The 20703-nt window shown below is 60.4% G+C and carries 20 protein-coding genes; 10 read left to right on the top strand and 10 right to left on the bottom strand.

All coding sequences use genetic code 11. The annotated features are described in order from the left end of the window. Positions 1-18: 18 nt before the first annotated feature. From M5B43_RS07600 to M5B43_RS07615, 4 genes are read right to left on the bottom strand one after another with little or no spacing between them, the layout of a single operon-like run. Complete coding sequence (locus M5B43_RS07600; RefSeq protein WP_034137262.1) at positions 19-225, bottom strand: SEC-C metal-binding domain-containing protein; 207 nt, start codon at positions 223-225, stop codon at positions 19-21. Then, on the bottom strand, positions 222-704 hold the full coding sequence (locus tag M5B43_RS07605) for an LEA type 2 family protein (RefSeq protein ID WP_248749514.1): 483 nt from the start codon (positions 702-704) through the stop codon (positions 222-224). The genes M5B43_RS07600 and M5B43_RS07605 overlap by 4 nt, the downstream gene beginning before the upstream one ends. A gap of 25 nt (positions 705-729) precedes the next feature. Then, positions 730-1200 carry a YchJ family protein gene (locus M5B43_RS07610; protein WP_248749515.1) on the bottom strand — a complete coding sequence of 157 codons (471 nt, stop codon included), beginning with the start codon at positions 1198-1200 and terminating at the stop codon, positions 730-732. Between the two features lie 5 nt (positions 1201-1205). Next, on the bottom strand, positions 1206-1703 hold the full coding sequence (locus tag M5B43_RS07615) for a DUF6231 family protein (protein ID WP_248749516.1): 498 nt from the start codon (positions 1701-1703) through the stop codon (positions 1206-1208). A gap of 190 nt (positions 1704-1893) precedes the next feature. Here M5B43_RS07615 and M5B43_RS07620 point away from each other — a divergent pair, with 190 nt between their 5' ends. Together M5B43_RS07620 and M5B43_RS07625 are read left to right on the top strand one after the other, a co-directional pair. Continuing rightward, on the top strand, positions 1894-2589 hold the full coding sequence (locus M5B43_RS07620) for an OmpA family protein (RefSeq protein ID WP_248749517.1): 696 nt from the start codon (positions 1894-1896) through the stop codon (positions 2587-2589). Positions 2590-2744: 155 nt separating this feature from the next. Then, positions 2745-3503, top strand: coding sequence for a collagen-like protein (locus M5B43_RS07625; protein WP_248749518.1), 759 nt, complete (start codon positions 2745-2747; stop codon positions 3501-3503). Positions 3504-3600: 97 nt separating this feature from the next. On the opposite strand, the gene M5B43_RS07630 is transcribed toward M5B43_RS07625, so the two are convergent. After that, positions 3601-4065, bottom strand: a complete 465-nt coding sequence (locus tag M5B43_RS07630) for a CopD family protein (RefSeq protein WP_248749519.1) — start codon at positions 4063-4065, stop codon at positions 3601-3603. A gap of 99 nt (positions 4066-4164) precedes the next feature. Between M5B43_RS07630 and dinG the strand changes: the two genes are divergently transcribed. The 6 genes from dinG to M5B43_RS07660 all read left to right on the top strand — a co-directional run bounded on the left by dinG (position 4165) and on the right by M5B43_RS07660 (position 12610). Next, positions 4165-6309: an ATP-dependent DNA helicase DinG gene (gene dinG, locus M5B43_RS07635; RefSeq protein WP_248749520.1), complete on the top strand. Its 2145-nt coding sequence runs from the start codon at positions 4165-4167 to the stop codon at positions 6307-6309. Between the two features lie 98 nt (positions 6310-6407). Then, positions 6408-8705 (top strand): beta-galactosidase, encoded by a 2298-nt coding sequence (locus tag M5B43_RS07640; protein ID WP_248749521.1) that lies wholly within the window; start codon positions 6408-6410, stop codon positions 8703-8705. Positions 8706-8787: 82 nt separating this feature from the next. Further along, on the top strand, positions 8788-9933 hold the full coding sequence (locus M5B43_RS07645; RefSeq protein WP_248749522.1) for a serine hydrolase domain-containing protein: 1146 nt from the start codon (positions 8788-8790) through the stop codon (positions 9931-9933). A 143-nt stretch (positions 9934-10076) separates the two neighbouring features. Further along, a complete protein-coding gene (locus M5B43_RS07650) occupies positions 10077-11213 on the top strand; it encodes an OmpA family protein (protein WP_248749523.1) in 1137 nt (378 codons plus the stop codon). A 27-nt stretch (positions 11214-11240) separates the two neighbouring features. Next, positions 11241-11888, top strand: a complete 648-nt coding sequence (pdxH, locus tag M5B43_RS07655; protein WP_248749524.1) for a pyridoxamine 5'-phosphate oxidase — start codon at positions 11241-11243, stop codon at positions 11886-11888. Between the two features lie 257 nt (positions 11889-12145). Continuing rightward, entirely contained in the window at positions 12146-12610 is a 465-nt protein-coding gene (locus M5B43_RS07660; protein ID WP_053254782.1) for a glycine zipper 2TM domain-containing protein, read from the top strand. 69 nt (positions 12611-12679) lie between these two features. On the opposite strand, the gene M5B43_RS07665 is transcribed toward M5B43_RS07660, so the two are convergent. Further along, positions 12680-14302 (bottom strand): methyl-accepting chemotaxis protein, encoded by a 1623-nt coding sequence (locus M5B43_RS07665; protein WP_248749525.1) that lies wholly within the window; start codon positions 14300-14302, stop codon positions 12680-12682. A gap of 199 nt (positions 14303-14501) precedes the next feature. Then, the gene (gene nhaA / locus M5B43_RS07670) at positions 14502-15677 is read right to left on the bottom strand and encodes a Na+/H+ antiporter NhaA (RefSeq protein WP_248749526.1); all 1176 of its coding nucleotides are present in this window, start codon (positions 15675-15677) and stop codon (positions 14502-14504) included. Between the two features lie 217 nt (positions 15678-15894). Here nhaA and M5B43_RS07675 point away from each other — a divergent pair, with 217 nt between their 5' ends. Continuing rightward, positions 15895-16989 carry a PLP-dependent cysteine synthase family protein gene (locus M5B43_RS07675; RefSeq protein WP_248749527.1) on the top strand — a complete coding sequence of 365 codons (1095 nt, stop codon included), beginning with the start codon at positions 15895-15897 and terminating at the stop codon, positions 16987-16989. Between the two features lie 57 nt (positions 16990-17046). Here the strand turns inward: M5B43_RS07675 and M5B43_RS07680 are convergent, their stop codons facing one another. Together M5B43_RS07680 and M5B43_RS07685 are read right to left on the bottom strand one after the other, a co-directional pair. Continuing rightward, positions 17047-18660, bottom strand: a complete 1614-nt coding sequence (locus tag M5B43_RS07680) for an NAD(P)/FAD-dependent oxidoreductase (RefSeq protein WP_248749528.1) — start codon at positions 18658-18660, stop codon at positions 17047-17049. Positions 18661-18767: 107 nt separating this feature from the next. Continuing rightward, positions 18768-19439, bottom strand: coding sequence for a hypothetical protein (locus tag M5B43_RS07685; protein ID WP_248749529.1), 672 nt, complete (start codon positions 19437-19439; stop codon positions 18768-18770). 161 nt (positions 19440-19600) lie between these two features. On the opposite strand from M5B43_RS07685, the gene M5B43_RS07690 reads away from it, so the two are divergent. Further along, the gene (locus M5B43_RS07690; RefSeq protein WP_248749530.1) at positions 19601-19957 is read left to right on the top strand and encodes a hypothetical protein; all 357 of its coding nucleotides are present in this window, start codon (positions 19601-19603) and stop codon (positions 19955-19957) included. A gap of 45 nt (positions 19958-20002) precedes the next feature. Here the strand turns inward: M5B43_RS07690 and M5B43_RS07695 are convergent, their stop codons facing one another. Then, positions 20003-20602, bottom strand: a complete 600-nt coding sequence (locus M5B43_RS07695; protein ID WP_248749531.1) for a short chain dehydrogenase — start codon at positions 20600-20602, stop codon at positions 20003-20005. Positions 20603-20703 lie beyond the last annotated feature (101 nt).

Below are 20703 nucleotides of genomic sequence, written 5' to 3' on the forward strand. Positions count from 1 at the left end.
TTGGATCGTCAGCGTGGCTTAAGCGCCGTGGCACTTCTTGAATTTCTTCTCGCTGCCGCATGGGCAAGGATCGTTGCGCCCAACATCCTTCAAGGCGTTGCGCACTGGCTCCTGATGCGCGTGGCCGCAGTTCGGGCCGTGTACATGGCCGTGGTCGTGATCATGGTGATCATGATCATGATCGTGGTTGCAGTCAGGACCATGGACATGGGGTTGCTGAGTCATCGATGTCGCTCCGGAATAAAATCGCCGGGGATTATCTCGCCATTGTGGGCCACCTGCACGTCATTACCGATGAATAATCCGGTTTTGAGTTCGCCCTCCAGGCGATAGGGCACGGGCTTGGTGGGGTTTTTCAGCATTTGCACCACATCGCGTATCTGCGGCCAAAGGTTGGTGCGCACCGATACCTTGAAGAACGCATGGCTACGTGGCGGCACGGTCAGCCATTCGTTGGACTCGCCTTCCGTCAGCAGAAAATTGCCCAGGCTGACCTTGTAGACCAGGCCGCGTACCGTCAGGTCCGCGTCGTCGCGGTTGTCCACGCGAAAGTAGAGTTTGAATTTCTGCTCCAGCAACTTGGCCCGCACCACTTCGACCTTCACCAGGGAAACGTGCGGCGCTGGCGCATCATCTTCAAACCAGGAGGCGCAGCCGGTCAGGCCCAGGGTTAACGCCAGCATCAAGCTGTAGATCCGGAGCATGGCGTTAGTGATCCCTGTCAGATGATTAGAGGTAGCTGGAACAACACTTCTTGAACTTCTGCCCGCTGCCGCACAAACATACATCATTCCGCCCGGCCTTTACTTCCACTGTCGGGTCGATGAAGTACCAGCGCCCATCGTTCTGTACGAAGGAGGACTGCTCGCGGTGGCTGTGTTCACCGCTGCTGTCATGCCAGCGTGCGGTAAAGGTAACGAAGGCGTGTTCCGGTTGGCCGCCGAATACCTCAGAGCTTTCCACCTCAAGGCCCAGCCAGGTGCTTTGGGCACTCCAGGCGCCGATGGCGTCGCGGTCCAGGCCGGCCTGTTGCGCGGGCAGGGTGGTGGCCACCAGGTAGTCCACCAGGCCCAGGACATAGGCGCTGTAGCGCGAGCGCATCAACGCCGTGGCGCAGGGGGCCGGGTGGCCGGCGTGATAATGGCCGCAGCAGGCATCCAGCAGGTTGCCACTGCCGCATGGGCAAATGGATGTACTCATCGGGGTTACCACCAATACTTTCCGAAGTTTTCCGGGTTGGCCCAGAAGCGGGCATTGAGCCAGTCCGGCACCTGTTTATAGTCAAGCAGATCATAGGTAAACAGCGTCAGAACCTGCTCATCACGCTGAAAACGCTCACCGGCTTGCAGGGCCAGGGAGAAAAAGTCGGTGTCCTTCCAGGCGCAGGCGCCCAGGTCCACCAACACGGCAATACGGCTGGCATTAAGGTTGCGAATGCCGCCGAGCAAGGTCAGCCCTTGCGGTTTTGACAGGTGTTCCAGGCAGTCGACCACCAGTGCCAGGTCAAAACGCTGGGCCGCCAGTTCTGCCGGCAACGGACCGGGTGCCGCGCAGAACACCTGGGTATCAGGATGCGCGTCTTTAAAGGCATCCAGTGCCGGGAACTGGCTGGCGCCCAATAACAGCAGGCGTTTCGGACCTTGAAGGTCAAGCAAGGCAGCCAATGCTTGCTGGGGCGTACGGGAAGAAATTCCGGCGGTCATCACAGATCCTCACATCAGGACCGTAGAGACTAGCGCGGCTGAGCGTGCGGGCCTAGAGCGGGCCACCGCGAAATGTCCTGAATGGGCGGCCGCCCTCAATGAATACAGGGGTGTGGCGTAGTGGCGCAGATGAAAAGAGCGGTCTTTACTCCACCCATCGGCCCCCGCCGATCCCCTCAGGAGAAATCAGATGAGCATCATGCGGACAGCTCTACCCTTGGTTCTGCTAACCGGAGTATTGACAGGTTGCGCAGGTTTGCAAAAAACCGATTGGCCCACCTGCGCCGCCGTAGGTGGTGTGACCGGTGCGGCGATCGGCGCGACTAAAAGCTCGGCCTACGCCGGCTATGGTGCGCTGCTGGTCGGTGGTATGGCGGGCGCCTATTGCTGGGTGCATGGCGATGGCGATGAAGACGGTGATGGCGTGCCGGACAGCCGCGATAAGTGCCCGGGTACCCCCAAAGGCGTGCAGGTCGATGCCAATGGTTGCCCACCTGCGCCGCCCGCGGCGGTGGTTGAGGAGGTGGTCGTGGTCAAGGAAGAAACCATCGTGATTCGCGATGTGCACTTCCAGTTCGACTCGGCCAAGCTGACGGCGGCCGATAAAACCAAGCTCGACACCATCGCCACTCGCCTGAAAAAAGAAGCCCCGAGCGCGCAACTGCGGGTCAGTGGGCATACCGATAGCGTCGGCAAAGACGCGTACAACCAGAAACTCTCGGAAAAACGTGCCCATTCGGTCACTGATTACCTGATCAGCTCCGGTGTGCCGCGCAGCAACTTTGTGTCGGTGACCGGCGCCGGTGCAAGTCACCCGGTGGCCGACAATAAAACTGCGGATGGCCGCGCCTTGAACCGCCGCGTGGAAATCCAGATCAACCGCTGACAGCCCTTGCCCCTGTGGATTCCACAGGGGCATTGCTGGCAACCCTCGCTAAACCGCCTCCAGCTCAAGTTTTTTGATCCTTCACTGGCAAATCGCCAGAGGAAGTCGTTACTGTGCGCCCAAAGAAAAATTCTAAAACACCCAGGAGCCCCATGATGCGTAAGGTTTTTCTGTTGGCCCTGTTGGTCAGCCCCGTTGCCCTGGCTCAAAGTGTCAGTGTGGAGACCAACTCACTGATGCGTTTGCCCAGCAGCACCAGTGTGTTGCAGCTGGAGCGCTTGGATGTGGCGGATTACGGCACCTTGTTGGTCCCGGCGACCATCAGCCAGGTGACAGTGGATGAGTTGCACCTCGGCCGTGAGGCGCGCATTGCCATTGCTCCGGGTAATACCGGGCTGCAATTGCAGGTACGCCATGCGCAGCTGGAGCACGGTAGCCAGATCACGACGCGCGGCGCACCCGGTACCCATGAAAAACCAGCCAAGGCTGGGCGCGACCTGACCCTGAGGATCAATGCCCTGACGGCTCAAGAGTTGTCGGTGGATGCCCGTGGCGGTGCGGGTGCCCAAGGGTATGCGGGCCTGGACGGTGCCAACGGCGTGGACCCGGGTTGCACCTGGGGGGCGGCCGGGCGCGGGGCCAACGGGGATAACGGCGGCGACGGCCTGCCAGGCGCCGCGGGCGCGACCGTGCGGGTCGAGCTGCCGCAGGACTTCCCAAGCGACAAGATCAAGGTCTGGGTCGATGGCGGAGCCGGTGGTTTGGCCGGCACCGCTGGCAAACCCGGTAAAGGCGGGCAGTCCAAGGGCTGCGTGGTGTACCGCGCCGATGGCGGCGAGAAGGGGCGGCCAGGGCTGGAGGGGCAACCGGGGCCGGCAGGGCCTGCGGGTTCTGTGACCATCCAGAGGCTCTGAGTCGCCTGGCCTGACGCTATCGGGAGCAAGCCCCACATTTGAAGTGCATTCCAAAATGGGGGGGAGGGCTTGTCCCGATGGCGATGTAAGCCTCGCTTCAGAACATCGGCCGTGCCGAAGCAATCGCCACCACCACCAACCCCACGATCAAGTTAATCCCCACCAATTTGCGAATCTGCCCCAGGGCCGCCGCGCCGGCCGGCCAATCCTCAGCGGCTACTGCGGTGCGCAACGCCGGGAATTTCAAGGCCTGGATGCGGATAAACAACGCCGTCATCACCAGATACAAACCCATCATCACCTGCACATAACGCGGCGCGGTCTCAAAACCATTGAAGCGCAGTTGCAGCAGGCCAATGCCGCTGATCGGCAAAACCAGTACTGCGACCCACACCCATACGAAAAAACGTTGAAACACATTTGCCCACAGCTTGAGCCGGGCAGGGCCCTCAAGGGCCGCCATGGCGGCGGGGCGCAGGATCATCCAGGCGAAAAACATACCGCCGACCCAGATCAGGGCGGCCAGTACATGCAGGGTGTAAGCGAGGCTAAACGCGGTCATTGTGGTACTCCGTTCTGCGCGGGATTAATTAGCGGGGTATGATAGCGGCCGATCCGAACCACTGAAAATTTATCCAGCGTTTTTTGCGCCCGACTATCCATGATCAGCACTGAACTCAAAACCACGATCCAGGGCGCCTATACGCGTTTTCTCGAAGCCAAGAGCTTGAAACCGCGCTACGGCCAACGCCTGATGATCGCCGAAGTGGCCAAGGTCCTCGGGGATATCGACACCGACGACGAAGGTCGCCGTGAGGGTGAGCCCGCGGTCGTGGCCGTCGAGGCCGGCACCGGTACCGGCAAGACCGTGGCCTACAGCCTGGCGGCGATCCCCACCGCCAAGGCGGCCGGCAAGCGGCTGGTGATCGCCACCGCCACCGTCGCCCTGCAAGAGCAGATTGTCTACAAAGACTTGCCCGACCTGATGCGCAACAGCGGCTTGAGCTTTACCTTCGCCCTGGCCAAGGGCCGTGGCCGCTACATGTGCCTGTCCAAGCTCGACGTGCTCTTGCAGGAGGGCCACGCACAAACCGCCACGGCCCAGCTTTTCGAAGAAGAAGGCTTCAAGATCGAGGTTGATGAGGCCAGCCAGAAGCTGTTTACCAGCATGATCGAAAAACTGGCCGGTAACAAATGGGACGGCGACCGCGACAGCTGGCCTACTGCCCTGGAAGATTCCGACTGGGCCCGCCTGACCACCGACCACAGCCAATGCACCAACCGCCATTGCCCCAACTTCGGCCAATGCGCCTTCTATAAGGCTCGCGAAGGCATGGGCAAGGTTGACGTGATCGTCACCAACCACGACATGGTGTTGGCCGACCTGGCCCTGGGTGGCGGCGCGGTATTGCCGGACCCGCGTGACACCCTCTACGTATTCGACGAAGGCCACCACCTGCCAGACAAGGCTATTGGCCACTTCGCCCATTACACACGCCTGCGCTCCACCGCCGACTGGCTGGAAACCACTGCCAAGAACCTCACCAAGCTGCTGGCCCAGCATCCGCTGCCGGGTGACCTGGGCAAGTTGATCGAGCAAGTGCCGGAGCTGGCGCGGGAGATCAAGACCCAACAGCAGTTCATGTTCAGCGCCTGTGAGCAGGTCGCAGACTTCAAGCCCGGTGAAGACGTCGAGGGCCGTGAGCGCCCACGCCATCGTTTTGTCGGCGGGATGATTCCCGAGCACATGCGCGAAATGGGCATCGAGTTGAAAAAAGGCTTTTCACGCCTGACCGACCTGTTTACCCGCCTGACCGACCTGCTCAAGGAAGGCATGGACGGCGAGGTCAATATTGGTATTGCCAGCAACCAGGCCGAGGAGTGGTACCCGCTGTTCGGCAGCCTGTTGTCGCGCTCCCAGGGCAACTGGGAGCTATGGACTGCCTTCACCGTCGAAGACCCGGAAGACAACCCGCCAATGGCACGCTGGCTGACCCTGTCGGAAAGCGGTGCGCTGTTTGATATCGAGGTCAACGCCAGCCCGATCCTCGCCGCGGAAATGCTGCGGCGCAACTTGTGGAACGTGGCGTACGGTTGCCTGGTGACCTCGGCCACACTGACCGCCCTGGGCACCTTCGACCGCTTCCGGATGCGCGCCGGCCTGCCGAAGAAGGCTGTTACCGCCGTAGTGCCGAGCCCGTTTCATCACGCCGACGCCGGTGTGCTGCGGGTGCCGGACCTCAAGGCCGACCCCCGTGACGCGGCAGCGCACACGGCGGCGATCATCCGTGACCTGCCGGAGCTGGTAGAAGGTTCACGCGGTACCCTCGTGTTGTTCTCGTCCCGCAAACAGATGCAGGACGTATTCGACGGCCTCGACCGCGACTGGCGTAAACAGGTGTTTATCCAGGGCAACCTGTCCAAACAGGAAACCCTGAACAAGCACAAGGCGCGGGTCGATGGTGGTGATTCCAGCGTGCTGTTCGGCCTGGCGAGCTTTGCCGAAGGGGTGGACTTGCCCGGTGCTTACTGCGAACACGTGGTGATCGCCAAGATCCCGTTCTCGGTGCCTGATGATCCGGTTGAAGCGGCACTGGCCGAATGGATCGAAGCGCGCGGTGGTAACCCGTTCATGGAAATCTCGGTACCCGACGCGTCCTTGAAGCTGGTACAGGCTTGCGGGCGTCTGCTGCGCACCGAAGAAGACCGGGGCACCATCACCTTGCTCGACCGTCGTTTGGTCACTCAGCGCTACGGCAAAGCTATCCTCAATGCTTTGCCGCCCTTCAGGCGCGAAATTTCTTAAGCCACCGTGGGCGAACTCGCCCACTTTGTGGTCTATCTCATCGCTAACGTTGTATGTCATCAGGCCATTCATCGGCCGTTTGGGAGAACCTTGTTCGTATGATTCGCACGCTGCCCGCTCTTTTTGCCCTGCTGTTCGCCACGCCGTTGATGGCCGCGCCCGCCGGGCAACAAACGCTGTTCAACTTCGTCCGGCCTGCCGATGTAGTCAAGGTGGCGACCCAGGACGCCAGCCTGCCGCAATACAACGCCGAACAAACCGCCGAAGGCGAGGTGCTACGCCGTATCACGTTCAACCCGGCGGCCGAGCCAAGCCTGGTACTCAGCCCGCAAACCGGTGCATGGGATTGGTCGCAATCGAGTGCCATGAGCCTGCGTATCCAAAGCGCCATGGACTGGGCACTGACGCTGTACGTCAAAGTGCAGAGTGCTGACGGCAAGGTCCTGGTCAGCCGTATCGATCTGCCGGCTGGCCCGGCCCAGACCCTGTTGATTCCGCTGCAAGCCAATTCGCCGTTGAGCCAGGGCATGAAGGCCGGCCCGCCGATGCCGATGACCGTGGACGGTCAACGTGTGTTGCTGGCCAGCAGTGCTGGGGACATCGACCGCAGCCAGGTGGTGTCGGTGACCCTGTCGATGATCAAGCCCAACGCCGCCCAGAGCATTTTGCTGGAACGCTTTGGTGTGCAGGACAGCGAGCCGGTGTTGAAAGCCGCCTACAGTGAACTGGTGGACGCTTATGGCCAGTCCACCCGTGCGCGCTGGCCGGAAAAGGTCAGCAGCGACGAGCAGCTCAAGGCATCCGCCGCCAAGGAGCAGCAACAACTCAAGGGCTGGTTGGCCGATCGCGACAAGTCCGCCTTGGACCAATACGGTGGCTGGAACAAAGGCCCTGCATTTGAGGCCAGTGGCTTTTTCCGCACAGAGAAGCGCGATGGACGCTGGTATCTGGTGACGCCGCAAGGCCATCCGTTTTATTCCCTGGGCGTCAATACCGTTGCGCCGGATAACAACCAGACGTATGTGGCGGGCCGGGAGTGGATGTTTGCGGCGCTGCCCAAGGCCGGCGAACCTTTCGACAAATATTATGGCAGCGGCGATAACCGCACCGGCAACGGTGCGGGCGAAGGTCGCGGCTTTGGTGCCGGGCGTTGGTACGATTTCTATGGCGCCAACCTGCAGCGCACCTATGGCGGTGAGGGTTTTGATCAGAAGCGCTGGGTCAGCCACACCCTCGACCGCCTCCAGGCCTGGGGTTTCAATACCGTGGGCAACTGGAGCGATCCGGACCTGGCCACCGCCGACCGCGTGCCGTACACCTTGCCGCTGTCGATTGTGGGTGATTATGCGAGCATCAGTACCGGCACTGATTGGTGGGGCGGCATGCCCGACCCGTTTGACCCGCGTTTCGCCATGGCCACTGAACGCGCGGTGGCCATCGCCGCCCGCGATCACCGTGATGACCCATGGTTGATCGGCTACTTTGCCGACAACGAACTGGCCTGGGCGGGGCCTGGCGACGATGCAAAATCCCGTTACGCCCTGGCCTACGGCACCCTGCGCATGACCACCGACGTACCGGCCAAGCGCGCGTTCCTCAAGCAATTGCGTGACAAATACCGCAACGAAGAAGGTCTCTCGAAAGCCTGGGGTATTCACCTGGCGGGCTGGGAGTTGATGGAAGACCCAGGCTTCGAGCCGCCGATGCCGAGTCCTGAGCATCCGGAAATCGAAGCTGACTTCAAGTACTTCCAGAAGACCTTTGCCGACGCCTACTTCAAGACCATTGCCGACTCACTCAAGTGGCACGCGCCGAACCAGTTGCTGCTGGGCGGTCGTTATGCGGTGAGCACCCCGGAAGCCGTGGCGTCGTGCGCACAGTATTGCGATGTGCTGAGCTTCAATATGTACACCCTCAAACCCCAGGACGGTTATGACTTTGCCGCCCTGCGTGCACTGGACAAGCCTGTGTTGATCACCGAATTCAACTTCGGCTCGACGGACCGGGGCCCGTTCTGGGGCGGCGTGACGCAGTTGGCCCGGGAAGAAGAGCGCGGTACTGCCTACGCAACGTTCCTCAAGCAGGCGATGGCCGAACCCTCGATTGTTGGCGTGCACTGGTTCCAGTACCTGGACCAGCCCGTGACCGGGCGTCTGCTGGATGGCGAAAACGGCCATTTCGGCCTCGTCGGTATCACCGATATACCGTTCCAGGGGTTTGTCGACAGCGTGCGTAAAAGCAACCTGGCGGCGGTCGATCAGTTGGGCAAGGAGGCGCAAAAAGCCAAGGCGGCCAGCGCTGCGCGCGACAGTGGGGGCGGTAAGCCGGGGCACGACGGCAAAGGCACGGGGCAGGGCGCCGGGCACGCCGGTGGGCACTCTGGAAATGGTCATTGATTCATCGTTGACGGGTTCACAAAACTCACAATGACTGGAACAATGTCGGCCATTTCTTATAGTGTTTTCCAAGGCGGCTTAGGTGCAGATTCAGGGTCATTACGAGCTCCAGTTCGAAGCGGTACGCGAAGCCTTTGCCGCGTTGTTCGATGACCCCCAGGAACGTGGCGCCGCGCTGTGTATCCAGGTCGGCGGCGAAACCGTTGTCGACCTCTGGGCCGGCACCGCCGACAAGGACAGGGCCGAGGCTTGGCACAGCGACACCCTCGTCAACCTGTTCTCCTGTACCAAGACCTTTGCCGCCGTCGCGGCGCTGCAACTGGTGGCCGAGGGGAAGCTCAAACTGGACGCCCCCGTGGCCGATTACTGGCCGGAATTTGCGGCGGCGGGTAAAGAGGCGGTCACTCTGCGTCAATTGCTTTGCCATCAGGCCGGGTTGCCGGCGATCCGCCAGATGCTGCCTGCCGAAGCCTTGTACGACTGGCCATTGATGGTCGATACCCTGGCGGCCGAGGCCCCATGGTGGACGCCGGGTGAGGGCCATGGTTACGAGGCGATTACCTACGGCTGGCTGGTGGGCGAATTGCTGCGTCGTGCCGACGGGCGTGGGCCCGGGGACTCCATTGTGGCGCGCGTGGCGCGGCCATTGGGGCTGGACTTCCATGTGGGCCTGGCAGACGAAGAGTTTTATCGTGTCGCGCATGTAGCCCGCAGCAAAGGCAACATGGGCGACGAGGCGGCACAAAGATTACTTCAAGTAATGATGCGCGAACCTACGGCGATGACAACCCGTGCTTTTGCCAATCCACCGTCTATTCTGACCAGTACTAATAAGCCTGAGTGGCGACGCATGCAGCAGCCGGCGGCAAATGGTCACGGTAATGCCCGTAGCCTGGCCGGGTTTTATAGCGGCTTGTTGGACGGTAGTTTGCTGGAAAGCGACATGCTCGAACAATTGACCCGTGAGCACAGTATCGGGCCGGATAAAACCTTATTGACCCAAACCCGATTCGGCCTGGGCTGCATGTTGGACCAGCCACAATTGCCCAACGCCACGTTCGGCCTTGGCCCACGTGCATTTGGGCATCCCGGGGCAGGGGGATCGGTAGGGTTTGCCGACCCGGAACATGATGTAGCTTTCGGTTTCGTGACTAATACACTGGGTCCGTACGTACTTATGGACCCGCGTGCGCAGAAGTTGGTCGGAATATTGGCCGGTTGTCTGTAAACCTCTTGCTGTTTCACAATTTTTTGTTACAAAGGCAAGTATAAAAAGACGCTGAACGAAATGATGTAACTTTAATGTTCTTTAAGCGTCTGTTTAACGGGTCATGCAGACCCCCTGGTTTTTTCTCATTTTGTGGATATCTCATGTTATCGAACAAGTCCTTGGCACTGGCGCTGTGCCTCACTATTACTGGCTGCGCACAAACTCCACAAAATGATGCCGAGGGTGGGCATTGGTGGTCATTTGGATCTGATAAGTCGGCTGCCAAGGACGCAGTGACCCAAACCGACGCCAAGCCCGCCGCGGGTGCCAAACCTGCTGCCCCTGCCGCAGCAGCGGCTCCAGCGCCTGCCGCCGCAGCCCCGGTAGCCAAGGCAGACACCGGCTCGAGCTGGTGGCCGTTCTCTACCAAGAGTGCCGACGAAAAGGCGGCTGATGCCAAGGCCGACTTGAAAGCCGACCTCAAGGCGGCTGACCCGGCGACCCCGGCAGTCGCGAAGACCGACACCGAAGCCAAATGGTGGTGGCCGTTCGAAAGCAAGCCAAAACCACTGGCCAAGGTTGACGTGACCAATGTGCCGATGCCGGATCCGAAAATCACCCAAGCCTGGCTGGATGACTATGAGCCGCGCCTGCGCGCTGCCATCAAGGACAGCAACCTGCAGTTGGAGCGTCGCGAGAACGTACTGGTCGTGATCGCCCCGGTCGATGGTTCCTACAACCCGAAACGCCCGGCAATGTTGCTGCCGGTGACCCTGGGTCCATTCACACGTGTTGCCAAGGCTGTTGAAGGTGACCCGAAGACTGCCGTGCTGGTACTCGGCCACGTCGACACCAATGGCGCCGAGCCTGCAAGCCAGGCCCTGACCAAGGAACGTGCACAATCCATTGCGTCGATTTTCAGCCTCAGCGGCTTGAAGCAGGATCGCTTGATGCTGCGTGGCATGGGCGACCTGATGCCGCGCGCCGCCAACGACAGCAACCAAGGGCGTGCGCTGAACCGTCGCATGGAAATCCTGTTCACTCAGCGTACAACTATGTTGGCGTTGCTGAACAAGTACAACTCGGGCAAGCCGCCGGTTGCCGAGATGGTCGCTGTGCAGACCGCACCCGCACCGGTCCCGGCACCGGCTGCGAAAAAAGCGACCGCTGCGAAAAAGGCACCGGCCAAGAAAGCCGCCGCCAAGCCCGCTGCCAAAAAAGCTGCTGCCAAGCCTGCGGCGAAGAAACCCGCACCGAAGGCCGACGCCCCAGCTGCGAACGAACAGGCGAAAAACTGATCCGTTGAACCAGAAGGATAAAGCCGCATGACCCAGGCACTGGCCGATATGCGCCGTGACTACACACGGGACGGTTTGAGCGAGGCCCAGGCCCCGGACGAACCGTTTGCCTTGTTCCACCAATGGTTTGGCGATGCGGTGAAAACCGAGCAGCCACCGGTGGAGGCCAATGCCATGACCCTGGCCACGGTCGACCAGGACGGTCGCCCGCACTGTCGCATCCTGCTGCTCAAGGGCCTGGATGCACAGGGCTTTACCTTCTTTACCAACTATCAGAGCGCCAAGGGTGAGCAACTCGCGGCGCGACCGTTCGCGGCCATGACCTTCTTCTGGCCGACCCTGGAGCGCCAGGTACGCGTTGAAGGACGAGTGGTCAAGGTCACGCCTGAAGAGTCGGATGCCTATTACCAGGTCCGCCCTTTGGGCAGCCGCCTAGGCGCCTGGGCATCCCCGCAAAGCCAGGTCATTCGCGATCGAGAAGAGTTGCAGGATCTGCTCAAGGCGACAGAACAGCGTTTCAGCGACACCCAACCCGATTGCCCCGAGCATTGGGGCGGCTATCGTTTGCTGCCCGAGCGCATCGAGTTCTGGCAAGGCCGCGCCAGCCGCCTGCATGATCGCCTGAACTACCGCCTGCAAGCGGGCCAATGGGTCCGTGAACGCCTGGCGCCTTGAGCGTCTCCTTCGTCATTTCGCCTCAATAGTGCAGCACACGCGTGAAGTCTCCTGAAGGGAGACTTCACGCGTGTGCGACTACAATGATGAACGCTTCCATGGCATGCTTGGGAACACGTTGAGTGCTACCGTTCGTCGATTTTTCTGGTACTGGCAGTCTGTACTAGGGCTGAATGAAAGCACTTTTCTGCCGGGCTTGCCGTGACAGGCGCCAAGTCGCAGCGTTTAATGAATATCTGTCCTTTGGAGTTGATGCTATGCGTAAGTCCGTTTTACTAGTTGCCTGCTTTACCACCCTGTCATTGTTGTTGGGTGGCTGCGCCTCGAGTCTGACCGGCGACTCGTACTCTCGTGACGAGGCGCGTCGTGTACAGACCGTTCGCATGGGCACCATCGAATCCCTGCGTCCAGTGAAAATCGAAGGCACCAAGACCCCAATCGGCAGCGTTGCCGGTGCAGTGGTTGGCGGCGTTGGTGGCAGCGCAATCGGTGGTGGTCGTGGCAGTATCGTGACTGGCGTTATCGGTGCTGTGGCCGGTGGCCTGCTGGGTTCCGCTGCTGAAGAGGGCCTGACCCGCACCCAGGGCGTTGAAATTACCGTTCGCGAAGATGATGGCAGCATGCGCGCCTATGTTCAGGCCGTGGATGCAAACGAAGTCTTCCGCATTGGCGACCGTGTACGCATCATGACCGTCAACGGCACCAGCCGCGTTACACGTTAAGCGTCGGTTGTAGAAACACAAAACCCCAACCGGGTAACCGGTTGGGGTTTTTGTTTTCTAGGGGGCAGCTCAAACCTGAAAGTGCTTCACCATCGTGTTCAACTCATGCGCCAGGCTTGCCAGGGATTGCGAGGCCGCTGTGGTTTGGGTTGACCCTTCGGCGGACTGAATCGACAGTTGCTGAATGTTCAGCAAGTTGCGGTCGACCGCCCGGGCCACGTCAGCTTGCTCCGCCGCTGCTGTGGTAATCACCAGGTTGCGGTCGTTGATCTCATCATTCGCAGCCAGAATATCCGCCAGCGCCTTTTGTGCCAGCCCGGCCAGCTCCAGGGTTTGCTGGGTCATGGTGCTGCTGTCGAGCATGGTGTGGACGGTACTGGCGGTGTTGGTCTGAATGCTGCCAATCATCTGTTCGATTTCTTGAGTCGATTGGGCGGTGCGATGGGCCAGGGCGCGGACTTCGTCGGCGACCACCGCAAAACCACGGCCTGCATCACCGGCGCGGGCGGCTTCGATGGCGGCGTTCAGTGCCAGCAGATTGGTTTGCTCGGCAATATTGCGGATAACATCGAGTACCTTGCCGATACCCTTGGCTTGTTCGGCGAGGCCACCCACTTGCTCGGAGCTGACCTCAACGCCGCGGGTCAGGGCCTGGATGGCATTGAGCGCCTCGACCATGCGCTGCTGGCCTTTCAAGGCAATGCTGCGTGACTCCTGGGAAAGGTCGGAGGTCGATGCCGCATTGCGCGCGACTTCTTCAATCGCCGTGGTCATCTCGGTAACGGCGGTGGCCGCTTGCTCGATTTCTCCATGCTGTTGTTGCAGGTCCCGGCTGCCCTCGGCGGTGACCGCGTTCAGTTCTTCGGCCGCTGCGGCCAGTTGGCTGGAGGAACCGGTTATTTGCCGCAGGGTCTGTACCAGGTTGTCACGCATGGTTTCTTGCGCCCTGAGCAGGCGTGTGGCTTCGTCGTTGCCGGTAGGTATGATGGGCTGGGTGAGATCGCCGCTGGCAATGGTTTCGGCAATATGGACCGCTTCAATGATCGGACCGGTAATGCTGCGGGTCAGTAGCCAGGCAACCAGGACCGTGCCGGCACTCACCAGCAGAATGACGATCGCGATACCGCTTACGGCATGTTGGTAAGCCCCCACAGACGTCAGGCCGGCCTGTTCTGCGCCTTTGTTGGCGAGGTCGATCAGTTGGTCGAAGTTCTTGGTCATCTTCTCGTAACTTTCTCGGATACTGTTGAGAAAGTCGCGAGCACCGGCCTTATCCCCTGAGCGCGAGCGCTTGAGCATTTCGGTGTGGTTATTGGCGTAGGCATCAAGGCTTTGGTTGAAGACCTCAAGCCGTGATTTTTCCTCTGGGGTGCGCAGCAGCCCCGCATATTGAGTCAACTGCTCCTTGACGCTTTTCAGGCGGCCTGCGGATTTGTCTTCGTAGGTCTGCATATCTGCGTCGCTGGAGGACAGGATGTGCGCCATTTCCCCCAGGCGAAAGCGGTCGAGCGAAGCATTCGCCAAAGCCAGGAGCCTGACGCGTTGCATCCAGTTGTTCTGAATGTCGGCGGCCTGGGACTGGACTTCGCCAATTTGCTTCAGGGCGAACAAACCGAGAAACACACTCAGCGACGCAATAGCTGCAAAGCCGATGAAGGCTCTGGCAGCGATTCTTATATTTCTCAGAAACATGGGTTTTTCGCTCGGGCTGAAAATGCATGGGGGAGCAGGGGCGGGCGGGAGTCCCAAGCCGAGACAATCGGATCGCCACACTCTCTAGTCGGCGCAAAACGGAAAGTCTTTAGGGGGGAGGGCCGACGGATGGTGGCGAAAAAAGAAAACCCCCAACCGGTGACCCGGTTGGGGGTTCTTGTGGCGCTTTTCAGGGGGCTCAGGCTTTCTTGCGACTCGCCATGGCGGTCACCGCGTAACCAATGCAGGCCGCCAGGATCGACCCGGTCAGAATCCCCATGCGGTCCTCGCCGGCGAACTCGCTGGCGCCCGGCACGAACGCCAGGGAGCCGACGAACAGGCTCATGGTGAAGCCGATACCGCACAGGATCGCCACGCCGAGCACCTGGCCCCAGTTGGCGCCGCTGGGCAGTGAGGCGATGCCGGTCTTGATGGCGAGCCAGGTGAGGCCGAATACGCCGACCGTCTTGCCGATCAACAGGCCCGCAGCGATCCCCATGGGCACGTGGTGGGTGAAACTGTCCAGGCTGACGCCAGTGAGGGACACCCCGGCATTGGCGAACGCAAACAGTGGCAGGATGGCGTAGGCCACCCACGGGTGCAGGGCGTGCTCCAGGGTCAGCAACGGTGACGTTTCGGCATTCTTGGTGCGCAGTGGGATGCAGAACGCCAGGGTCACGCCGGCCAGGGTGGCATGCACACCACTCTTGAGCACGCACACCCACAGGATCAGGCCGATGATCAGGTACGGCCCAAGCTTGATCACGCCCAGGCGGTTCATCGCGATCAGGGCAACCAGGCAAGCTCCTGCCCCTGCCAGTGACGCGCCGGACAAGTCAGCGGAATAGAACAGCGCAATGACGATGATGGCACCCAGGTCGTCAATGATTGCCAAGGTCATCAGAAACAGTTTCAGCGACACGGGCACGCGTTTGCCCAGCAAGGCCAGCACGCCCAGCGCGAACGCGATATCCGTGGCCATGGGAATGGCCCAGCCGGCGAGGGCGGCGGGGTTGTCCTTGTTCAGCGCCCAGTAGATCAGCGCGGGCACCACCATGCCGCCGATGGCTGCGGCCCCCGGCAGTACGACTTGGGAAGGCTTGGACAGGTGCCCGTCGAGGAGCTCGCGCTTGACCTCCAGGCCGATCAGCAGGAAGAACAGGGCCATCAGGCCGTCGTTGATCCACAGCAGCGCGGGTTTGGCGATTTTCAGCGCGCCAACCTGGGCGACTACCGGCGTCTCGAGAAAGGCGTTGTACAGGTGCGACAACGGTGAGTTGTTGATGATCAGCGCCAAGGCGGCAGCGGCGATCAGCAACAGGCCGCTGGCGGCTTCCAGCTGGAAGAAACGGGTGAAAGTGCTACGCAGAGGCAAGGGATGCTCTCCAATTGAGGTTCAATAGGCAGGTACCCTAACCCGTACCGTTAGTTGTTAAAACAAAAGTTATATTCTTATTTGTTATAAGTGATGAGCAGAGTCGCCGTTGCGTTAAAGGCTAGCAATTGTGTGTCTAATTGAGACGTCACTGTATCTGTGTGCAGTGTAGGAAACCCCCTAAGATTGGGGCTGAAATCTTTTAGAGACGCACCTAATGAACGACCACCGTACCTGGGCCCGTGAAGCCATCCGCATTATTGAAGCGGACTTCCAGCGTAGCGCCGACACACACCTGATCCCGTTGCCGTTACCGGGGTTGCCGGGTATCGAGTTGTACTTCAAGGACGAGTCCAGCCACCCCACGGGTAGCCTGAAGCACCGGCTGGCCCGCTCCTTGTTCCTGTATGCGTTGTGCAATGGCTGGCTCAAGCCGGGTGCGCCGGTGATTGAGGCATCCAGTGGTTCCACGGCCATCTCGGAAGCGTACTTTGCGCGCCTGCTCGGCCTGTCGTTTATTGCGGTGATGCCGGCCACTACGTCTCAGGAGAAGATCGCCCAAATCGCCTTTTACGGCGGCAAGTGTCATCTGGTACAGGACCCCACGCAGATCTACGCCGAGTCCGAACGTTTGGCGAAGGAAAGCGGCGGTCATTTCATGGACCAGTTCACCTATGCCGAACGCGCTACCGACTGGCGGGCGAACAACAACATTGCCGAATCGATCTTCCAGCAGATGCGCTTTGAGCAGCACCCGGAGCCCAGCTGGCTGATTTCCAGCCCCGGTACCGGTGGCACCACGGCGACCTTGGGACGCTATGTGCGTTATCGCCAGCATTGCACGCGGGTGCTGTGTGCCGATGCCGAGCGTTCGGTGTTCTTCGACTTCTACCAGAGCGGCGACGCCAGCCTGCGCCTGGACTGTGGCTCGCGTATCGAGGGCATTGGGCGGCCTCGGGTCGAGGCGTCATTCCTGCCCAAGGTGATTGATGCGATGGTCAAGGTGCCGGATGCATTGTCCCTGGCAGCCATGCATTACCTGGCTGAGCGCTTGGGGCGGCGAGTCGGGGGCTCCAGCGGGACCAACCTGATTGGTGCCCTGATGGCGGCACAACAGATGAAGGCGGCGGGGGAGTCGGGGTCGATCGTGGCGATCTTGTGTGATGGCGGTGAGCGGTATGCCACTACCTATTACGATGAGGCTTGGCTGGCGGGGCAGGGGTATGAATTGGAGGGGCTGATTGCAGCCGTTGCGGCGAGTGTCGAACGGGGTGAGCCTTTACCCGAAACGATCCTGCGCGCAAACATCTGATACAACGTAAACCAAATGTGGGAGCAGGCCCCTCCCACATTTTTTACTGCCGTGTTCTCAGGCTTCGATACCCAACATATCCCGCGCCAAGGCTTCGGCAATCCGAATGCCGTCGACACCTGCCGACAGAATCCCACCGGCATAACCGGCGCCTTCACCGGCCGGGAACAGGCCCTTGACGTTCAGGCTCTGCATCGACTCGTTACGGGTAATCCGCAGCGGCGATGACGTGCGGGTTTCGATACCGGTCAGTACGGCATCGTGCAGCGAGTAACCCTTGATCTGTTTCTCGAACGCCGGCAAGGCTTCGCGGATGGCTTCGATGGCGAAGTCCGGCAGGGCCAGGGCCAAGTCACCCAGGGATACGCCGGGCTTGTAGGACGGTTCCACACTGCCGATGGCCGTGGAGGGCTTGCCGGCAATGAAGTCACCTACCAATTGCGCAGGCGCCTCGTAGTTGCTGCCGCCCAGGATGTAGGCGTGGGACTCCAGGCGCTCTTGGAGTTCGATACCGGCCAGCGGGCCACCAGGGTAGTCCACCTCGGGCGTGATACCGACCACGATGCCGGAGTTGGCGTTGCGCTCGTTACGCGAGTACTGGCTCATGCCATTGGTCACGACGCGATTGGGCTCTGAGGTCGCGGCAACCACGGTGCCGCCCGGGCACATGCAGAAGCTGTAGACCGAACGGCCGTTCTTGGCGTGATGCACCAGCTTGTAGTCGGCGGCACCCAGTTTCGGGTGGCCGGCGTATTTGCCCAGGCGCGCGGCGTCGATCAGCGACTGCGGGTGTTCGATCCGGAAACCCACCGAGAACGGCTTGGCTTCCATGTACACGCCACGGCTGTGGAGCATGCGGAAGGTGTCACGGGCGCTGTGGCCCAAGGCGAGAATCACATGCTTGGAGAGGATCTGCTCGCCGCCGTCGATAACCACGCCGTTCAGTTGCCCGTCTTCGATCAACACGTCGGTGACCCGTTGTTCGAAACGTACTTCACCGCCCAGGGCGATAATTTGTTCGCGCATGTTTTCCACCACGCCGGTCAGGCGGAATGTACCGATGTGCGGCTTGCTGACGTAGAGGATCTCTTGCGGCGCACCGGCCTTGACGAATTCGTGCAGCACTTTGCGACCGTGGAATTTCGGGTCCTTGATCTGGCTGTACAGCTTGCCGTCGGAGAAGGTCCCGGCGCCACCTTCACCGAATTGCACGTTGGACTCGGGGTTGAGCACGCTTTTGCGCCACAGGCCCCAGGTGTCCTTGGTGCGCTGACGCACTTCCTTGCCGCGTTCGAGGATGATCGGCTTGAAGCCCATCTGCGCCAGCAACAGCCCGGCGAAGATCCCGCAGGGGCCAAAACCGACGACGATTGGCCGCTCGCTCAAGCCTTCCGGTGCTCGGCCCACCACTTTGTAGCTGACATCCGGCGCGGTGTTGATGTTGCGATCATCGGCGAACTTGAGCAGCAGGGCGGCTTCGCCCTTGACGTTCAGGTCGATGGTGTAGATGAAGCACAGCTCCGACGATTTCTTGCGCGCATCGTAGCTGCGCTTGAACAGGGTGAAATCGAGCAGGTCATCACTGGCGATGCCCAGGCGCTGCACGATGGCAGGCCGCAGGTCTTCTTCGGGATGGTCGATGGGCAGCTTGAGTTCGGTGATTCGTAACATGACGGGATCCGGTAGGCGGCGGGCTTCGATGCCGGCTGTTTTGCAAACCGGCGATTATAAGCCCCAATGGAGGATTTCCGTCATGTTAAAACAGCCCAGGGGGGGAATCAGTCGTCGCGTGAGCCACCGAACGACGCGCAACCACGCTGTACCTTGCCATTAACCCGCAACTCGGCGGTCATGTGCTGCAGGCTGCCGGTGGCGCTATCGATACAGCGTTGCGGGGCTACCCACAGTTCGATGTGCAGGTTGTTGGCTTCGGTCATCAGGTTGAAACGGCCGTCCCCCAGCTGTTCTTCGACAAACGGCACCGCCAGTGGCGGCTGGCCTTCGCGTTCCAGCACCATGCCCTTGGCCGTGACGTTCATGACCCAAGTCGGTTCATGGCCGTTGGCTCGCAGGATCATGCGCTTGAAGTCCGGGTCGTTGCAGGCCGAGGTCGAGCGTTCGACGCGATACAGCTGTTGCAGGTCCACCGAGCCCTGGGTGCCGCTGGCGACGCCGGAGAACTTGCCACGCAAGTCTGCAAACAGCGCACCTTGTTGGCCGGCCAGGGAGGCGGCTTCCTGCAGGACGCTGGTGCCCCCGGTATCGTTGACCACGTAGTTGCGTTTGTCGTTGCAAGGCTGGAACAACAGCTTGCCGCCAACGGCTGTCAACTCACCCTGCATACGGGTCAGTCCGACAGTAGACGGCTTGGCCGGTTCGCTTTCGAACATCTGGCAGGCAGTGAACAGGGGGAGCAAGGCAAGCAAAGCAAGGGTACGGGCGGCGCGCATTATCGGGTCTCCAGACAAGTGCCGCCACGTTACGCAGCCTGGCGTTGTATCACAAGTCAGTCGTATGAACTGATGAAGTAGGATAAAGCGAAGCGAGCTTTTCCTACTGCGCGGTATGGGGTTGTGTGGAACGCTTGGGTTTTATATTGAGGGCACACGTCATGAAGTTACCCCTTGTGCTGTGCGGTTTGTGGTTACTCACATCGGCTGCATGGGCTGAACAACCCGCCAAGCTGTTTTATAACGCTCAGACTGATTTTGTCGACATGCACCTGACGCTGAAAACAGCCAATGAGCCAAACCCGCGCTACATCAGCGTGGACGTGGTCCTCAGTCCTGAGGCCAGCGCCCGTACTGCAGTATTGAGCGAGCAGGCAATGAACAAGCCACTCACGCTTTACGTCAATGGTCGGCAACTGGGTACTGCCGCTGTCAGAGGTGTAATAGACACGGGGCAATTGAGATTTTTCATCCCGCGCGAAAGGCTCGTGGAGATGATGCCGTCGCTGATGCGATAAGGTCTCAAGCGCTGCCTGGCCGATTGGCAGCGCCTCGGCAAAACCTTAACCGACGATAAACGTCTGGCCAGTTTGCAAGCCCTCGACACTTTTCGCGTAGGCCAACGCCACATCGGCGCCAGTGACTGGCTTGTAGCCACGGAAGTAGGGGGCGTAGCTGCCCATGGCCTCCAGTAGGACGGTCGGGCTCACGGCATTGACGCGCAAGCCGCGTGGCAGTTCGATCGCCGCGGCTTTGACGAAGGCATCGATGGCGCCGTTGACCAGCGCCGCAGACGCACCGGTACGAATCGGGTCACGGTTCAGAATGCCACTGGTGAAGGTAAACGAAGCGCCGTCGTTGGCGTACTCACGACCGATCAGCAACAGGTTGACCTGGCCCATCAGCTTGTCACGCAGGCCCAGCTCAAAGTCGGCTTCGCTCATATCGCCCAATGCCACGAAATTCACGCTGCCTGCCGCACAGACCAGCGCATCGAACTTGCCGGTCTGTTCAAACAGCTGGCGAATCGAGGCGCTGTCGCTGATGTCGACCTGGAAGTCTGCACCGCTGCGGCCGATGCTGATCACTTCGTGACGCTGAGCCAGTTCCGCCTTGACCGCTGAGCCGACAGTACCGCTGGCGCCAATCAATAGGATTTTCATCGTGCTGTTCCTCCAGGGGGTAAGTGAGGGTTCAGTCTAGTGTGGCTTTTCAGGTGAATAAACGCGCTAATAGGCAACCTTTGGTTTTCAAATGGAAACAA

This window comes from Pseudomonas sp. MWU15-20650 (assembly GCF_023242475.1).
In the GTDB taxonomy this organism is placed as follows: Bacteria; Pseudomonadota; Gammaproteobacteria; order Pseudomonadales; family Pseudomonadaceae; genus Aquipseudomonas.

What these genes read in the sequence shown, in the direction of transcription:
- M5B43_RS07600 (WP_034137262.1), bottom strand. Translation starts at nt 225, where the DNA reads ATGACTCAGCAACCCCATGTCCATGGTCCTGACTGCAACCACGATCAT.
- M5B43_RS07605 (WP_248749514.1), bottom strand. Translation starts at nt 704, where the DNA reads ATGCTCCGGATCTACAGCTTGATGCTGGCGTTAACCCTGGGCCTGACC.
- M5B43_RS07610 (WP_248749515.1), bottom strand. Translation starts at nt 1,200, where the DNA reads ATGAGTACATCCATTTGCCCATGCGGCAGTGGCAACCTGCTGGATGCC.
- M5B43_RS07615 (WP_248749516.1), bottom strand. Translation starts at nt 1,703, where the DNA reads ATGACCGCCGGAATTTCTTCCCGTACGCCCCAGCAAGCATTGGCTGCC.
- M5B43_RS07620 (WP_248749517.1), top strand. Translation starts at nt 1,894, where the DNA reads ATGAGCATCATGCGGACAGCTCTACCCTTGGTTCTGCTAACCGGAGTA.
- M5B43_RS07625 (WP_248749518.1), top strand. Translation starts at nt 2,745, where the DNA reads ATGCGTAAGGTTTTTCTGTTGGCCCTGTTGGTCAGCCCCGTTGCCCTG.
- M5B43_RS07630 (WP_248749519.1), bottom strand. Translation starts at nt 4,065, where the DNA reads ATGACCGCGTTTAGCCTCGCTTACACCCTGCATGTACTGGCCGCCCTG.
- dinG (WP_248749520.1), top strand. Translation starts at nt 4,165, where the DNA reads ATGATCAGCACTGAACTCAAAACCACGATCCAGGGCGCCTATACGCGT.
- M5B43_RS07640 (WP_248749521.1), top strand. Translation starts at nt 6,408, where the DNA reads ATGATTCGCACGCTGCCCGCTCTTTTTGCCCTGCTGTTCGCCACGCCG.
- M5B43_RS07650 (WP_248749523.1), top strand. Translation starts at nt 10,077, where the DNA reads ATGTTATCGAACAAGTCCTTGGCACTGGCGCTGTGCCTCACTATTACT.
- pdxH (WP_248749524.1), top strand. Translation starts at nt 11,241, where the DNA reads ATGACCCAGGCACTGGCCGATATGCGCCGTGACTACACACGGGACGGT.
- M5B43_RS07660 (WP_053254782.1), top strand. Translation starts at nt 12,146, where the DNA reads ATGCGTAAGTCCGTTTTACTAGTTGCCTGCTTTACCACCCTGTCATTG.
- M5B43_RS07665 (WP_248749525.1), bottom strand. Translation starts at nt 14,302, where the DNA reads ATGTTTCTGAGAAATATAAGAATCGCTGCCAGAGCCTTCATCGGCTTT.
- M5B43_RS07675 (WP_248749527.1), top strand. Translation starts at nt 15,895, where the DNA reads ATGAACGACCACCGTACCTGGGCCCGTGAAGCCATCCGCATTATTGAA.
- M5B43_RS07680 (WP_248749528.1), bottom strand. Translation starts at nt 18,660, where the DNA reads ATGTTACGAATCACCGAACTCAAGCTGCCCATCGACCATCCCGAAGAA.
- M5B43_RS07685 (WP_248749529.1), bottom strand. Translation starts at nt 19,439, where the DNA reads ATGCGCGCCGCCCGTACCCTTGCTTTGCTTGCCTTGCTCCCCCTGTTC.
- M5B43_RS07690 (WP_248749530.1), top strand. Translation starts at nt 19,601, where the DNA reads ATGAAGTTACCCCTTGTGCTGTGCGGTTTGTGGTTACTCACATCGGCT.
- M5B43_RS07695 (WP_248749531.1), bottom strand. Translation starts at nt 20,602, where the DNA reads ATGAAAATCCTATTGATTGGCGCCAGCGGTACTGTCGGCTCAGCGGTC.